The following is a 16233-nucleotide window of genomic DNA, read 5'->3' on the forward strand; positions in this document are numbered from 1 at the left end:
AGGGTGCTGGGGTATAGTCGCCGACTGTTTACTTTTATTAACACTTGTCCCTTCTTTGGAGGCCGTGAGCATGCAAAAACATACGTCCATCCGCTTCCGCGTGGCCATGTTGGCGGCAGCGGCCATCCTGGCCGGCTGCGCCAGCGGCGGTTCGTATCCCCCCGCGCCTCCGGTGGCGTCCAGCGCCGCCTCGTACAACTACCTCATCGGCCCGGGCGACACGCTGTCCATCAGCGTCTGGCGCAACCCGGAGCTGTCGGCCGTGGTGCCGGTTCGTCCGGACGGCAAGGTCTCGGCCCCGCTGGTGGATGAGCTCGTGGCGCAGGGCAAGACATCGCAGGAAATCGCCCGCGACGTCGAGAAGGCACTGGGCAAGTACGTGCGTGACCCCGTCGTCACCGTCATCGTCACCAACTTCGTCGGTTCGCACAGCGAGCAGGTGCGCGTGGTGGGCGAGGCGGTCAAGCCCCAGGCCCTGCCGTTCCGCCACAAGATGACCGTGATGGACGTGCTCATCGCCTCCGGCGGCCTCACGGAATACGCCAGCGGCAACAAGGCCACCATCGTGCGCGCCGCCGAAGGCAACAAGCGTTACAGCGTGCGCCTGGACGACCTCGTCAAACGCGGCGACATCTCGGCCAACGTCGAGATGCTGCCCGGCGACGTGTTGATCATTCCCCAAGGTTGGTTCTGATTGAGCCAGCCCGGTTGGTCACCGTCGCCCCGGCGGTGACCGCGCTCGCTTCGATCGTCCCGGAATCCGCATGCACGAACTGATTCACCAACTCGCCAACGCGCTGCGCGGCATGTGGCTGTACCGCCGCACCGGCGTGGCCGTGGCCTGGGCCGTGGCCCTGCTGGGCGCCGCCGCCGTGATGTTCATCCCCGACCGCTTCGAGGCGTCGGCCCGGGTGTACGTCGATACGCAATCGATCCTGCGTCCGCTCATGGCGGGCCTCACCATCCAGCCCGACGTGGAGCAGCAGGTGGCCATGCTGGGCCGCACGCTCATCAGCCGCCCGACCATCGAGAAGCTGGTGCAGACCGAGGACCTCGGCGTGCCGCTGGCCAACAAGGCCGAGCGCGACGCGATGGTCGGCCGCATCATGGGCAACATCCAGTTGCGTTCCACGGGTCGCGACAACCTCTACACCATCTCCTACCGCGACGAGAACCCGCAGCTCGCGCTGCACGTGGTCGATGCGCTGATGAAAACCTTCATCGCCTCGCGCGCGGGGGCCTACACCGCTGACGCGCAGAACGCCCGCAAGTTCATCGAAGAGCAGATCCGGAACTACGAGAGCAAGCTGACCGAGGCCGAAACGCGCCTGAAGGATTTCCGCCTGCGCCACATCGAGATGCAGACCCAGGGCGGCATCGACATGGCCGGGCGCATGGCCGAAATCAGCACCGTGCTCAGCCAGGCGAGGCTCGAGCTGCGCGAGGCCGAGAGCGCGCGCGAGGCGGCGCGCCTTCAACTGGAACAGGCGCGCTCGGCGGCCCGCAACGCCGCCGCCACGGTGCCTGCCCAGACCTTCGCCACGCCCGAGATCGACGCCCGCATCGACGTGCTGCGCCGCAGCCTCGACGGCCTGCTGCAGCGCTTTACCGAGCAGCACCCGGACGTGCAGAACACGCGCAAGCTCATCGCCGAACTCGAGCAGCAGAAGGCGCGCGAGGTCGAGGTTCTGCGCAAGCGCGCCCAGCAGGCCGAGGCCAGCGGGCGGCCCATGCCCGACGCGAACCCGGCGATGCAGGAGATGTCGCGCACCCTCGCGGCCACCGAGGTGCAGGTGGCCTCGCTGCGCGCCCGGGTGGCCGAGTACGAAGGCCGCGCGGCCCGCGTGCGCGAGCAGGCCAAGGTGGCGCCGCAGGTGGAGGCCGAGCTGGCCCAGCTCAACCGCGACTACGACGTGCACCGCAAGAACTACGAAGACCTCGTGGCCCGCCGCGAAACCGTGGCACTGAGCGACGAGCTGCAGAGCGATTCGCACGTGGCCCAGTTCCGGGTGGTGGAGCCTCCGCAGGTGTCGCGCCGCCCGGTGGCGCCCAACCGCGTGGTGCTGCTGCCTGGCGTGCTGTTGCTGGCGCTCGGTGCCGGCGTGGCGGTGGCGCTCATGGTGAGCAATCTGCGGCCGGTGTACTTCGACGCCGCAGGCCTGCGCACCTCGGTCGATCTGCCCTTGCTGGGCGTGGTCACCCAGGTGCGCAACGAGGTGATCCGTCACCGCCAGGGGCGCAGCATGCTGCGGCTGATCGTCGCGATCGGCGCGCTGGTGCTGCTGTTCGGGCTGGGCATGGTGGCCCTGTCCATTCACCAATCATCCGTGTGATCGGGGCGTGAACAGATGGCAAGTCTGATCGAAAAAGCAGCACAACGGCTGGAGCAGCTGAGGCAGGCCGGGGCCGATGTGCCCGACATGCCCGAGGCCGTGCCGGCATCGGCGGCGGGTGCCGCACGCGCGCCGGTGGCCACGCCGCGGCCGCCTGCTCAGCCCCAGCGCCCACAGAGCAACTCCCGGGTGGTCCAGCTCGACCTCGACGCGCTCACCGAGGCCGGCTTCGTGACGCCCAAGGCCCAGCGCTCGCTCACCGCCGAGCAGTTCCGCGTCATCAAGCGCCCGCTGCTGACCAACGCCATGGGCAAGGGCGCGGCGCCCGTGACCCACGGCAACCGCATCATGGTCACCAGCGCCATGGCCGGCGAGGGCAAGACCTTCACCGCCATCAACCTGGCGATGAGCATGGCCATGGAGCTCGACCACACGGTGCTGCTGGTCGACGCCGACGTCTCGCGGCCATCGATCATGAAGACGCTGGGTCTGCCCTCGGGGCCGGGTCTGCTCGACCTGCTGCTGGCCAACCAGACCGAAATGTCCGACGCGCTGCTGCGCACCAACATCGACAAACTCACCCTGCTGCCCAGCGGCACGCCGCACCCGCGCGCCACCGAGCTGCTGGCCAGCGACGCCATGAGTGCGCTGGTGGAAGAGATGGGCCGCCGCTACCCTGAGCGCATCATCATTTTCGATTCGCCGCCGCTGCTGATGACCACCGAGTCGCGCGTGCTGGCCACGCACATGGGGCAGATCGTGATGGTGGTACAGGCCGGCCAGACGCAGCGCGCCCAGGTGCGCCACGCGCTGGAGACCATCGAGAACTGCCCGATCAAGCTCATGGTGCTCAACCAGGTCCGCGAAGAGGAGCGCAACTCCTACGGCTATGGATACGGCTACGGCGCCGAACCGGCCGCGGCTGCGGCGGACACCACCACCTGAGCGGACACGAGACAGACCATGCGCCTGACCACGAGCTCCTCGACCCTGCGCCGGCGGCCTCTGCGATTGAGTGCCGTGGCCCTGGCGGCCCTGGCGCTGGCGGCGATGGCACGTGCGCAAGTGCCCGCGGAGGTGCCGGCCACCACCGAAGGGCAGGAGTCCATCACGCCGCAAGGCCCGCCGCCGCGTGTGTGGATCGAGCCGCGTGTGTTCGCGCGCCAGTGGTATTCCGACAACTACCTGCTCACGCCGACCGACCGCCAGTCCGAGTGGACCACCGAACTGGGCGCATCGGTGATGGCCGTGTTCAACCTGCCGCGCCTGACCGGCAGCGTGGACTACTCGCTCAGTGCCCTGTACCAGGCGCGCGGCGTGGGCGATGAGGACCACCTGCAGGGCCTCACCGCCGACCTGCTGCTCGACGCCTGGAACAACACCGCCTTCGTCGAGTTCAACGGCAACATCGGGCGCAGCCGCATCTCGGCGTTCGACGTGCAGCCGGCCGGGGATTTCGAGCGCCCGAACCTGTCGGAGACCAAGCAGTTCCGCGTGTCGCCGTACCTGCGCGGCAGCTTCAACGACGCCGTCGACTACGAACTGCGCTACAGCCGCTTCACCTCCCGCACCGAGGCCGACACCCGCTCCGACATCGACGAGAGCACGGTCTCGGCCCGCTTGGGCAGCAGCGAAGGGCTGTCGCGCCTGGGCTGGGCGCTGGAGGCGTCGCGCAGCGACTTCGATTACAGCCTGGGCCGCGAGGTCCGGCTGCAACAGGTGATTGGTCAGTTGAACTACGCGCTGACGCCGACGCTGCTGGTCTTTGCCCAGGGCGGCCGCGAATCCAACGACCTGCTCACGACCGACATGGAGTCCTACTCCACCTGGGGCGGCGGCTTCGACTGGCGGCCTACCCAGAACGCACGCATCGCCCTGGGGGCCAACAAGCGCTTCTTCGGCCACGACCACAACCTGCAGCTGGAATACCAGATGCGCCGTTCGGTCGTGCGCTTCACGGACTCGCGCGACATCTCCACCAGCCAGTTCGGCCTGGGCGACGAGAACACCACGCTGTCGGGCCTGCTCGACGCCCTGTACGGCGGCTCCATCCCCGACCCCGTGCAGCGCGCCCAGCGCGTGCAGTCCGAGCTCGACCGCCTGGGCCTGCCTGGCGACCTCACCGATTTCCCGGGCTACCTCACCTCCTTCGTCACCGAGCAGCGCACCCAGGAACTGTCCTTCGTGATGCTGCTCAGCCGCGGCGCCCTCACGGCGGCCATCAACCGCACGCGCTCGAACCAGCTCAACACCGGCCTGGCCTCCAGCGACGACTTCGGCCTCGCCGGCGAGATCCTCGAGACGGGCTGGATGGTGGGCTACGCGCACCGCCTTTCGCCCCGCACGGCGGCCAGCATCATCTACCAGAGCCAGAAGAACGAGGGCGTGGGCACCGACCTGCGCAACCGCCTCGATTCGATCACCCTGGGGCTGACCTCGCGCCTGAGCGCCCGCACCACCGGCGTGCTGCTGCTGCGCCGTTCGGCCTTCGACGCAACCTTCCCCTACCGGGAAACGGCCATCCAGGCCATGGTTTCCCATCGGTTCTGACCCATGTACGAAGCCTTCTACGGGCTCAAGAGCAAGCCGTTCCAGCTCAACCCCGACCCGCGTTTCTATTTCTCGGGCAAGCCCCACCGGCGCGCGCGCTCGTACCTCGTGTACGGCGTGATGCGCGGCGAGGGCTTCATCGTCATCACCGGCGAGGTCGGTGCCGGCAAGACCACCATCGTGCGCGACCTGCTCGACAGCCTGGAAAACGGCTCGGTGGTGGCGGCGCAGCTGGTGAGCACCCAACTGGGCGCCGAGGACGCGCTCAAGCTCGTGTGCGGCGCCTTCGGCGTGTCGGTCAAGAGCAATGGCAAGGCCGACATGCTCATGGCCCTGGAGGCCTACTTCATCACCCAGGTTTCGCAAGGCAAGCGCTGCCTGCTCATCGTCGACGAGGCGCAGAACCTGCAGCCGCAGGCCGTGGAAGAGCTGCGCATGCTCTCCAACTTCCAGTTCGGCGACCAGGCCCTGCTGCAGACCTTCCTGATCGGCCAGCCGGAGTTCCGCGACATCCTGCAGAGCCCGCGCATGCTGCAACTGCGCCAGCGCGTCACCGCGCGTTGCCACCTGGGCCCGCTGGACGAGGAAGACACGCGGGGCTACGTGGAGCACCGCCTGAAATGCGCGGGCGCCACCGACAAGCCCAGCTTCGACGAGGCCATCTTTGCGCAGCTGCACCACGAGACCGGCGGCATCCCGCGCCGCATCAACCTGCTGATGGACCGGCTGCTGCTGCAGGGCTTCCTGGCCGAGACGCCGCACCTCAGCATCGAGGCCTTCAACGATGTCGTCAACGAGGCCCAGGCCGAAGCCGCCGCCTCGCCGACGCGCACCACGCTCGACACCGAGCGCTGGGGACCCTTGGCCGAGCGGCCTGCGCGCGGCCTGCCGCCCACGCTCACCGACCAGGTCGAGCCGCTGGACCTCGACATCGACCCGAGCACGGTCGAGGGCATGTCCGAGCAGCTCACGCAGGTGGCGGCGGAGCAGCTCAGCGCGCGGCTGCTGCGCATCGAGCGCAGCGTGCTGCGGCAGGAACGCATCAGCCTGGAAATCCTCAGTTCGCTGCGGCGCATCGTCGCGGGTGCCCGAAAAGGGCGCAACGGCAACGGTGCGTCGAGCGGCCCGTCCGGCGAGACGCCGGGTTGAGAGCAGGTCAGGGAGGGCCCTCATGTTGATGAAAACCGATCGAAAGAACGCGCTGACCATCGACGTGGAAGACTACTTCCAGGTCTCCGCGATGGCGCCTTACATCCGCCGCAGCGACTGGGACAGTTGCGAGTGCCGCGTCGAACGCAACGTGGACCGCATCCTCGCCATCCTGGCCGAGGAGGGCGCCCAGGCCACCTTCTTCACCCTGGGCTGGGTGGCCGAGCGCTACCCGGCCATGGTGCGCCGCATCGTCGAACAGGGGCATGAACTCGCCAGCCACGGCTACGGCCACCAGCGTGTGAGCGATCTCGACCCGACCGACTTCCGCGACGACGTGGTGCGCGCCAAGCGCTTGCTCGAAGACACCGGTGGCGTGGAGGTGCTGGGCTACCGCGCGCCCAGTTTCTCCATTGGCGACGGCAACCTCTGGGCGCTGGACGTGCTGGCCGACACAGGCCACCGCTACAGCTCCAGCATCTACCCTGTGCGCCACGACCACTACGGCTCACCCGACGCGCCGCGCTTCATGCACACGGTGCGCGAAGGCCTCATCGAGGTGCCGCCCACCACGCTGCGGGTGTTCAGCCGCAACCTGCCGTCCAGCGGTGGCGGCTACTTCCGCCTGCTGCCCTACAGCCTGTCGCGCTGGATGATCGAATCGGTGAACCGTCGCGACGGCGAATCCGCCATCTTCTACTTCCACCCCTGGGAGATCGACGCCGAGCAGCCCCGCGTGCCCGGCATCGACCTCAAGACACGCTTTCGCCACTACGTGAACATCGAGCGCAACGAGGCCAAGCTGCGCCGGCTCCTGAAGGACCTGCCCTGGGGCCGCATGGACCAGATCTTCCTGGGTCGCCGGCAGGCAGAGGTGGCGCTTGCCTGAGGCGACGGCGCTGACGATCCACCGCCTCGACGGCAGCCGCGCCGACGAGGTGGCGCGCTGGGACGCCTTCGTCACGGCTTGTGCCGAGGCCACCTTCTTCCACCGCGCGGGTTGGGAACGCATCACCCGCGAGGTGCTGCGCCACGACACGCACTTTCTCTACGCCGAGTCGAATGGCCGGACCCGCGGCGTGCTGCCGCTGGCTCGCGTGCACAGCCGCCTGTTCGGCCACTCGCTGTGCAGCCTGCCGTTCGCCGCCTATGGGGGCGTGGCCGCGATTGACGACGAAGCCCGCGCCGCGCTGGAGGCTGAGGCCCAGGCCATCGCCCAGCGCCTGGGCGTGGAGCACCTGGAGTTGCGCCACATCGAGCGGCGCCACCCCGACTGGCCCGCCCAGGACCAGCTCTACGTCACCTTCCGCAAGCCCATCGAGCCCACGGAAGAGGCCAACATGCAGGCCATTCCGCGCAAGCAGCGCGCCATGGTGCGCAAGGGCATCAAGCTCGGGCTGGTCTCGCACATCGACCCCGGTGTGGACCGCTTCTTCGCGCTCTACGCCAGCAACGTGCACCGCCACGGCACGCCCGCGCTCTCGCGCCGCTACTTCCAGGCCCTGCGCGACACCTTCGGCGACGACTGCGAGGTGCTCACCGTCACCTCTGCCGAGGGGCAGCCGCTGACCAGCGTGATGAGCTTCTACTTCCGCGACGAGGTGCTGCCCACCTTCGCCGGCGACGACCCGGCCGCGCGCGACCTGGCCGCCAACGACTTCAAGTACTGGGAGCTCATGCGCCGCGCCTGCGCGCGTGGCCTCAAGGTCTTCGACTACGGCCGCAGCAAGGTCGGCACCGGCCCGTACGCCTTCAAGCGCAACTGGGGCTTCGAGCCCACGCCGCTGCACTACGAGTACCGCCTGTACAAGCGTGAGGGCATCCCGCAGAACAACCCGGCGAACCCGAAGTACCGGCTGATGATCGAGGCGTGGCGCCGGCTGCCGCTGCCGGTGGCCAATTGGCTCGGCCCGCACATCGTCAGAAGTCTGGGATGAGGGCTGGGCGATGACACCGCTGCTGTACCTCGTCCACCGCATGCCGTACCCGCCCGACAAGGGCGACAAGGTGCGCTCGTACCACCTGCTGCGCCACCTGCAGCGCAAGCACCGCGTCTTCCTGGCCACCTTCATCGACGACCCCGCCGACGAGGCGCACCTGGACGCCCTGCGCGCCCTGTGCCCCGACCTTTACGTCGCGCGCCTGAACCCGCGCTGGCGCAAGCTGGCCAGCGCGCGCGCGCTGCTCACGGGCGAGGCCCAGTCGCTCGCCTACTACCACCACGCCGGCCTGCGCCGCTGGGTGCGGCAGGTGGCGGCCGAGCACCGGCCCGTCGCCAGCGTGGTGTTCTCCTCCACCATGGCGCCGTACGCGCACGAACTGCTGCCCCAGGTGCCCATGCTGGTCGACCTGGTGGACGTGGATTCGGCCAAGTGGACGCAGTACGCGCCCGCGCACCGCTGGCCCATGTCCTGGGTGTTTCGCCGCGAAGGCCGGCGCCTGCTCGCGCACGAACGCGCCATGGCCCTGGCCGCGCGCCGCAGCTTTCTCGTCACGCAGCAGGAGGTGGATCTCTTCGACTCGCTCGCGCCCGACTGCCGCGGCCGCGTGGAAGCCGCGGGCAACGGCGTGGACGCCGAGCGCTTCCGTCCGAACCCGGCGCTGCCGTCGCCTTTCGCCGCGGACGAGCGCGCCATCGTCTTCACCGGCGCCATGGACTACTGGCCCAATGTGGACGCGGTGCAGTGGTTCGCCACCGAGGTGCTGCCGCGCATCCGCGAGCGCGAGCCACGCGCCAGTTTCTGGATCGTGGGCCGCAACCCCACGCCGGCCGTGCAGGCGCTGGCCAGCGACGCGGTGCGCATCACCGGCACCGTGCCCCAGGTGGAGCCCTACCTCCAGCACGCCGCCGCCGTGGTCGCACCGCTGCGCGTGGCGCGGGGCATCCAGAACAAGATCCTGGAGGCCATGGCCATGGGGCAGCCCGTGATCACGGTCTCCTCCTGCGCCGAGCCCATCGGCGCCACGGCCGAGCAGGGCCTGTGGCGCTGCGACGAGGCCGATTGCTTCGTGCAGGGCGTGCTCGCCTGGCTGGCCGATCCCGCGCGGCGCGAGCGCCTGGGGGCGGCGGCGCGCGAGCACGTCGTCCAGCACTTCAGCTGGCAGGCCAACCTCGACCGCTTGACGGCCTGGCTGCCCAACACCGGGGAGAAACACTGATATGTGCGGCATCGCCGGCCTGTTCGACCCCGTGGGTCTGCGCCCCTTCGACCCCGCGCTGATGCGCCGCATCAACGACGTGCAGTCGCACCGCGGGCCCGACGGCGACGGCCTGCACCTGGAACCCGGCCTGGCCTTCGGCCACCGCCGCCTGGCGGTGATCGACCTGTCCACCGGCGACCAGCCCCTGTTCAGCGAAGACGGCAGCGTCGCCATCGTCTTCAACGGCGAGATCTACAACTACCAGCAGCTCGTGCCCGAGCTGCGCTCGCTGGGTCTGAAGTTCCGCACCCGCAGCGACACCGAGGTCATCGTCAACGCCTGGCGCGCCTGGGGCCCGGCCTGCGTGCAGCGCCTGCGCGGCATGTTCGCCTTTGCCCTGTGGGACCGGCACCAGCAGACGCTCTTCCTTGCGCGCGACCGCCTGGGCGTCAAGCCGCTGCACTACGCCTGGCTGCCCGACGGCAGCTTCGTCTTCGGCTCCGAACTGAAGGTCGTCACCTCGCACCCCGCCTTCCAGCGCCGCATCGACCCGCTGGCGGTGGAGGAGTACTTCTCGCTCGGCTACGTGGCCGATCCGCGCTGCATCTACCAGGGCGTGCACAAGCTGCCTTCGGCCCACACCCTCACGCTGCGCCGCGGCGGCCCGGCGCGCCCCGAGCCCCAGCCGTACTGGGACGTGCGCTTCACCACCGACAACCCCATCAGCGAGGCCGACGCCCAGGCCGAGCTGCGCGAACGCCTGAAGGAATCGGTGCGCCTGCGCATGATCGCCGACGTGCCGCTGGGCGCCTTCCTCTCGGGCGGTGTGGATTCGAGTGCCGTGGTGGCCAGCATGGCCGGGCTGTCCGAGTCGCCGGTGCACACCTGCGCCATCGGCTTCGACGACCCGCGCTTCAACGAGTCGGACTTCGCGAAGATGGTGGCCGAGCGCTACCGCACCGACCACACGCTCGACGTGGTGGGCAGCGAAGACTTCGACCTCATCGACACCCTGGCCTGGCTGTACGACGAACCCTTCGCCGACAGCTCGGCCATTCCCACCTACCGCGTGTGCCAGATGGCCCGCAAGCACGTGACCGTGGCCCTGTCGGGCGACGGTGGCGACGAGAGCTTCGGTGGCTACCGCCGCTACCGCCTGCACCTGGGCGAAGAGGCCCTGCGCCGGCGCCTGCCGCTGGGCCTGCGCCGCCCGGTCTTCGGCCCGCTCGGCCAGATCTACCCCAAGGCCGACTGGGCGCCGCGCCCGCTGCGCGCCAAGACCACCTTCCAGGCCCTGGCCATGGACAGTGTGGAGGCCTACCACCACAGCATGTCGCACCTGCGCGCCGATCAGCGCAGCGCGCTCTTCAACGCGGGCTTCAAGCGCCAGCTCGACGGCTACAGCGCGCTCGACGTCTTCACGCACCACGCCGAGCACGCGCAGACCGACGACCCGCTGGCGCTCATCCAGTACCTGGACTACAAGACCTGGCTGGTCGGCGACATCAACACCAAGGTGGACCGCGCGAGCATGGCGCATTCGCTGGAGGTGCGCGAGCCGCTGATGGACCACGAACTCATCGAGTGGCTGGCCACCTTGCCCAGCCACCTCAAGATCGATGGCAGCGAAGGCAAGGCCCTGCTCAAGCGCGCCATGGAGCCCATGCTGCCGCACGACGTGCTGTACCGCCCGAAGATGGGCTTTTCGGTGCCGCTGGCCGACTGGCTGCGCGGCCCGCTGGCCGGCCGCGTGAAGGAAGCCGTGCTGGGCGAGCGCCTGCGCGACGCCGGCTACTTCGAGGCCGGCCGCCTGCAGCGCCTGGTGGACGAGCACCAGCGCGGCACCAGCGACCACGCCACGCCGCTGTGGATGCTGATGATGTTCGAGGCCTTCCTGCGCCGGCATGAGGTAAGTGTGTGAAGCGTTTGCGCGTCCTTCACGTGGTCTACCGCTTCGACATCGGTGGACTGGAGAACGTCATCGTGCAGCTCATCAACCGCCTGCCGGCCGACCGCTTCGAGCACGTGGTGCTCTCGCTGACCACGGTGAGCGACTTCCGCCAGCGCGTGGAGCGCGAGGGCGTGCGCTTCATCGCGCTCGACAAACCGCCCGGCCACGCGCTCAGGCAGTACCCGGCGATCTGGCGCCTGCTGCGCGAGATCCGCCCCGACGTGCTGCACACCTGCAATCTGGCGCCGCTGGAGGTGGTGCCCGTGGCCTGGGCCGCGGGCGTGCCCTGGCGCATCCACGTCGAACACGGCTGGGACGCGCACGACCCGCAAGGCCGCAACCCCAAGTACCGCTGGCTGCGCCGCGCCTACGCGCCCTTCGTGAGCCGCTTCGTCTCGGTGTCGGCCGACCTGGACCGCTACCTGGGCGAGGCGGTGGGTGTGCCGGCGTCGAAACGCCGGCTCGTCGGCAACGGCGTGGATACGCGGCGCTTTTCGCCCGGTCCCGCCCCCGCCATCGACGGCTGCCCCTTCGAGCCCGGCCGCCACTGGCTGGTGGGCACCGTGGGCCGCCTCATGACCGTGAAGAACCAGCCGCTGCTGGCTCGCGCCTTCGTGCGCTGGCTGCGCGAGCGGCCCGAGCTGGCCGCCCATGCGCGCCTGGTGATCGTGGGCGAGGGCCCCCTGCGCGCCGAGGTCGAGCGCGAGCTCGACGGGGCCGGCCTGCGCGAACTGGCCTGGTTGCCCGGTGCGCGCAGCGACGTGGCCGACATCCTGCGCGCGTTGGATGTCTTCGTTTTGCCGTCGCAGGCCGAAGGCACCTCCTGCACCCTGCAGGAGGCCATGGCCAGCGGCAAGCCCGTGCTCGCCACCGCCGTGGGCGGCACGCCCGACGTGTTCGACGACGGCGTGAGCGGCCTGCTGGTGCCGTCGGACGACGAGGGCGCCATGGCCAGCGCGCTGAGCCGCCTGCACGACGACAGCGCCTTCGCCCAGCGGCTGGCCCGCGCCGCTCGCGAGCGCGCCGAGCAACACTATTCCATCGACCGCATGGTCGACGCCTACGCCGCGCTGTTCGCGCGCGATGCGGCGCCGCGCCTGCAGATCGCCTGATCGCCCGACGCCCCATGCGCATCCTCTACCACCACCGCACCGCCAGCAAGGACGGCCAGGCCGTGCACATCGAGGAAATGATCGAGGCCCTGCGCGGCCTGGGCCACGAGGTGCGCATCGTCGCCCCCGCGGTCGGCGGCGACGAAGGCCGCATGGGCGACGATGTGGGCTGGGTGCACCGCCTCAAGGCCGTGCTGCCGCGCGCGCTCTACGAGCTCATGGAACTGGGCTACAGCGTGGTGGCCTACCGCAAGCTCGTGGCCGCCGCGCGCGAGTTCCGGCCCGACGTCATCTACGAACGCTACAACCTGTTCCTGCTGGCCGGCCTCATGGCCAAGCGCAAACTGGGCCTGCCGCTGCTGCTGGAGGTGAACGCCCCGCTGGTATACGAGCGCGAACAGCACAGCGGCGGCCTGTCGCTCAAGCGCCTGGCGCGCTGGGCCGAGGGCACCGCCTGGCGCGGGGCCGACGCCGTGCTGCCGGTGACGGCCGTGCTCGCGGGCCACGTGAAGGCCTATGGCGTACCGGCCGAGCGCATCCACGTGGTGCCCAACGGCATCAACCGCGCCCACTTCGACGAAGCGCCCGCGCGCGACGAGGCCAAGCGCCGCCTGAACCTGCAAGGCCGCCTGGTGCTGGGTTTCACCGGTTTCGTGCGCGAATGGCACGGCGTGGACCGCATCATCGACTGGATGGCCACGCCCGACGCGCCGCCCGAGTCCCACCTGCTGATGGTGGGCGACGGCCCGGTGCGCGGCGCGCTGGAGGCGCAGGCCGCGCGCCTCGGGCTCTCCAGCCGCGTCACCTTCACCGGCGTGGTGCACCGCGACGCCGTGCCCGCGCACGTGGCGGCCTTCGACATCGCGCTGCAGCCCGCCGTCACGTCCTACGCCTCGCCCCTCAAACTGATGGAGTACCTGGCCCTGGGCAAGGCCGTGGTGGCGCCGGCCACGCCCAACCTCATGGAAGTGCTGACGCACGAACTCAACGCGCTGCTGTTCGAAGAGCGGGGCGCAGGCGCGCTGGAGGCCGCGCTCACCCGCGTGTGCCGCGACGCCGCGCTGCGCGAGCGCCTGGGCGAGGGCTCGGCCCACACCATCGAGCGCCTGCAGCTCACCTGGGTGGGCAACGCGCGGCGCGCGGTGGCGCTGGCGCAGGCGGCCCGAACGGCGCAGGGCAGGGCGGTCGCATGAAGCCGATCAAGGTCTTGCTCTTCTCCTCGCTGTTTCCCAGCAGCGTGCGTCCCATTCACGGCATCTTCGTCGAGACGCGCTTGCGCGAGCTGGTGAAGAGCGGCCAGGTCGAGGCCAAGGTGGTCGCGCCCGTGCCCTGGTTCCCGTCCACCGCCAAACGCTTCGGCGAATACGCGCAGTTCGCCGCCACCCCCCGGCATGAGCAGCGCAACGGGCTGGAGGTGTTCCACCCGCGCTACCTGCTGCTGCCCAAGGTGGGCATGAACCTGGCGCCCTGGGCCATGGCGCTCGCGGCGCTGCCGCTGCTCAAGCGCATCCAGCGCGAGGGCTTTGACTTCGACCTCATCGACGCCCACTACTACTACCCCGACGGCGTGGCCGCCGGCCTGCTGGCCAAGTGGCTGGGCAAGCCCTTCGTGGTGACGGCCCGCGGCACCGACCTCAACCTCATCCCCCAATACGCCTACCCGCGCCGCCTGATCCTGGACACCGCCGCGCGCGCCAGCGGCTCCATCGGCGTCTGCCAGGCGCTCATGGATTCGCTGCGCGATCTGGGCGGCGAGCCGTCCAAGCTGCACGTGCTGCGCAATGGCGTCGACCTGGAGCGCTTCGTGCCCGAGCCGCGCGAACTCGCGCGCGAGCGCCTGGGCCTGCCGGTGGACGGGCGCTACCTGCTCTCCGTGGGCCTGCTGATCGAACGCAAGGGCCACCACATCGCCATCGAGGCGCTCACGCAACTGCCCGGCGTCACGCTGCTGATTGCCGGCTCGGGCCCTGACCGGGCGAAGCTGGAGGCCCTGGCCGCGCGACTGGGCGTGGCCGAGCGCGTGCGCTTCGCCGGCGTGGTGCCGCAGGCCGAGCTGAAGTGGTGGTACGCCGCCGCCGACGTGCTGACCCTGTGCAGCAGCCGCGAGGGCTGGGCCAACGTCTTGCTTGAAGCCATGGCCTGCGGTACACCCGTGATCGCCACGAACATCTGGGGCACGCCCGAGGTGGTGAGCACGCCGGACGCCGGCCGCCTGATGCGCGCGCGCGACGCCGCCTCCCTGGTCGAGGCGTGGCAGGCGCTCATGGCGGCACTGCCGGCGCGTGAGGCGGTGCGCCGGCACGCGGAGCGGTTCTCCTGGGAGGAGACGACCCAGGGGCAGCTCGATCTGTTCCGCTCGGTGATCAGGCACGAACCTCCCGTGGCGCGAGGACAAGGACATGAAATCGCGTAGTTCCTGGGTGCTCGCGAGCGCCGTGCTGATCGCGGTGCTGGCGCTGCTGTGGTGGCAGTCGCCGCGCGGCGGGGCCTTCTGGTGGAGCGACGCCCCGCGCCACGCGCTCAACGCCGCCTTCGTGACCGACCTGCTGCGCGATCTCCCCTGGCAGGACCCGACGGGCTACGCCTATCGTTACTACGCGCAATACCCCGCGCTCACCATCCTGTTCTACCCGCCGCTGCTGTACCTGCTGACCGCGCCGTTCTACGCGCTGTTCGGCGTCTCGCACGAGGTGGCGCTGGGGGTGGTCTTCCTTCATTACTTCGCCTTCGGCCTGGGTTGCTGGCGCCTGGCACGCTGCTGGCTCGATCCGCTGCCGGCGCTCGCCTTCGCGCTGCTCATGGTGCTGCTGCCGGAGATCGCGCTGTGGGGCCGACAGGTGATGACCGAGGTGCCGGCCTACGCCTTCCTGGTGTGGAGCGCGGTGGCTTTCGTCGAGCACCGGCGCAGCGGGCGCATCGGCCTGCTGTACCTGGCCGCGGCCCTGCTGGTGCTGGCCATGACCACCAAGATCACGGTGGGTTTCGTGGGCCTGGTGTACCTGTTCGTGCTGGCGCGGGAACAGGGCCCGGGTCTGCTGCGCAGCCGCCACCACTGGTCCATCGCCGCGCTCACGCTCATTGGCCTTGCCCCGGTCATCGTCATGACCCTGAAATTCGGGCAGGCGAACGTGCAGTCCCTCTCCGGTGTGGCCGACGCCGTGGCCCCGCGCTGGAGCGTCGAGGGCTGGCTGTGGTACCTGAAGCAGTTGCCTGCGCAGATCGGCTGGCCCCTGCTGGTGGCGGCGGGATGGGGCGCCTGGCACGCCTGGCGCCAGCGCGCCGCGCTGGCCTGGTGGGGCCTGTGGCTGAGCTGGTTCGTGGTGGCTTACGTGTTTTTTTCGCTGATCGACCTGAAGGAGGCGCGCCACAGCGTCTTCCTCCTCATGCCCGTGGCCTTCGTCGCCGTCTGGGCTGTGCAGGACGCGCTGCCGCATCTGGCGGGCCACGGGGCCCTGGCGGCGCTGGTGCTGTCCACTGGCGCCATCACCCTGTGGTGGCGCCCGGTCCCCTACGTGGACGGCTACGCGCGTGTGGTGGACCAGATCGCTCGCCTGGCGCCGCGCCACAGCGTGGTGCTGTTCTCGGGCTACCGCGATGGCTCCTTCATCTTCAACCTGCGCGCGCGCGAGGACCGACGCGACCTGAGCGTGATGCGTGCCGACAAGATCCTGCTGCGCGTGGCCGTGCGGCGCGAACTCGGCGTCGAGGAAAAATCCCTGGACGAGGCGGAACTCGGCCAACTGATCAACGATCAAGGCGTGCACTATGTCGTGATGCAACCCGGCTTCTGGTCCGACCTGGAGGCCATGCGCCGGTTCGAGCACCTCATGGCCGGTCCGCAGTTCGAAGAGGTGGCGCGCATCCCTACGCCCGCCAATCACCGCGCCCACGAGACCGAACTCGTGATCCTGCGCAACAAGGGCCCCGTGAACCCGAACCCCCGGCCGCTGGAAATCGAACTCAAGATGATCGACCGCACGATCACCGTCAACTGAAG

Annotated in this window: 13 protein-coding genes; all 13 read left to right on the forward strand. The window is 69.7% G+C overall.

All coding sequences use genetic code 11. From position 1 onward, the window contains the following. Positions 1-70 precede the first annotated feature (70 nt). The gene (locus tag GTO19_RS09220) at positions 71-694 is read left to right on the forward strand and encodes an XrtA/PEP-CTERM system exopolysaccharide export protein (protein WP_291020798.1); all 624 of its coding nucleotides are present in this window, start codon (positions 71-73) and stop codon (positions 692-694) included. Positions 695-764: 70 nt separating this feature from the next. Further along, on the forward strand, positions 765-2333 hold the full coding sequence (locus tag GTO19_RS09225) for an XrtA system polysaccharide chain length determinant (RefSeq protein ID WP_291020799.1): 1569 nt from the start codon (positions 765-767) through the stop codon (positions 2331-2333). 15 nt (positions 2334-2348) lie between these two features. Continuing rightward, positions 2349-3278, forward strand: coding sequence for an XrtA-associated tyrosine autokinase (locus GTO19_RS09230; RefSeq protein ID WP_291020800.1), 930 nt, complete (start codon positions 2349-2351; stop codon positions 3276-3278). Between the two features lie 18 nt (positions 3279-3296). After that, complete coding sequence (locus GTO19_RS09235; RefSeq protein ID WP_291020801.1) at positions 3297-4883, forward strand: TIGR03016 family PEP-CTERM system-associated outer membrane protein; 1587 nt, start codon at positions 3297-3299, stop codon at positions 4881-4883. Positions 4884-4886: 3 nt separating this feature from the next. Continuing rightward, entirely contained in the window at positions 4887-6032 is a 1146-nt protein-coding gene (locus GTO19_RS09240) for an XrtA/PEP-CTERM system-associated ATPase (protein WP_291020802.1), read from the forward strand. A gap of 22 nt (positions 6033-6054) precedes the next feature. Next, positions 6055-6921, forward strand: a complete 867-nt coding sequence (locus tag GTO19_RS09245) for an XrtA system polysaccharide deacetylase (RefSeq protein WP_291020803.1) — start codon at positions 6055-6057, stop codon at positions 6919-6921. Next, positions 6914-7969, forward strand: coding sequence for a FemAB family XrtA/PEP-CTERM system-associated protein (locus GTO19_RS09250; RefSeq protein WP_291020804.1), 1056 nt, complete (start codon positions 6914-6916; stop codon positions 7967-7969). The genes GTO19_RS09245 and GTO19_RS09250 overlap by 8 nt, the downstream gene beginning before the upstream one ends. A gap of 10 nt (positions 7970-7979) precedes the next feature. Further along, a complete protein-coding gene (locus GTO19_RS09255; protein ID WP_291020805.1) occupies positions 7980-9191 on the forward strand; it encodes a TIGR03087 family PEP-CTERM/XrtA system glycosyltransferase in 1212 nt (403 codons plus the stop codon). A 1-nt stretch (position 9192) separates the two neighbouring features. After that, positions 9193-11094 (forward strand): XrtA/PEP-CTERM system amidotransferase, encoded by a 1902-nt coding sequence (locus tag GTO19_RS09260; RefSeq protein ID WP_291020806.1) that lies wholly within the window; start codon positions 9193-9195, stop codon positions 11092-11094. Next, a complete protein-coding gene (locus GTO19_RS09265) occupies positions 11091-12236 on the forward strand; it encodes a TIGR03088 family PEP-CTERM/XrtA system glycosyltransferase (protein WP_291020807.1) in 1146 nt (381 codons plus the stop codon). The genes GTO19_RS09260 and GTO19_RS09265 overlap by 4 nt, the downstream gene beginning before the upstream one ends. A 14-nt stretch (positions 12237-12250) precedes the next feature. Further along, positions 12251-13429 (forward strand): glycosyltransferase family 4 protein, encoded by a 1179-nt coding sequence (locus tag GTO19_RS09270; RefSeq protein ID WP_291020808.1) that lies wholly within the window; start codon positions 12251-12253, stop codon positions 13427-13429. Next, a complete protein-coding gene (locus GTO19_RS09275; protein WP_291020809.1) occupies positions 13426-14649 on the forward strand; it encodes a glycosyltransferase family 4 protein in 1224 nt (407 codons plus the stop codon). The genes GTO19_RS09270 and GTO19_RS09275 overlap by 4 nt, the downstream gene beginning before the upstream one ends. Beyond that, positions 14636-16231 carry a glycosyltransferase family 39 protein gene (locus GTO19_RS09280; RefSeq protein WP_291020810.1) on the forward strand — a complete coding sequence of 532 codons (1596 nt, stop codon included), beginning with the start codon at positions 14636-14638 and terminating at the stop codon, positions 16229-16231. The genes GTO19_RS09275 and GTO19_RS09280 overlap by 14 nt, the downstream gene beginning before the upstream one ends. Positions 16232-16233 lie beyond the last annotated feature (2 nt).

This window comes from Hydrogenophaga sp., assembly GCF_011772445.1.
Lineage (GTDB): Bacteria > Pseudomonadota > Gammaproteobacteria > Burkholderiales > Burkholderiaceae_C > Hydrogenophaga.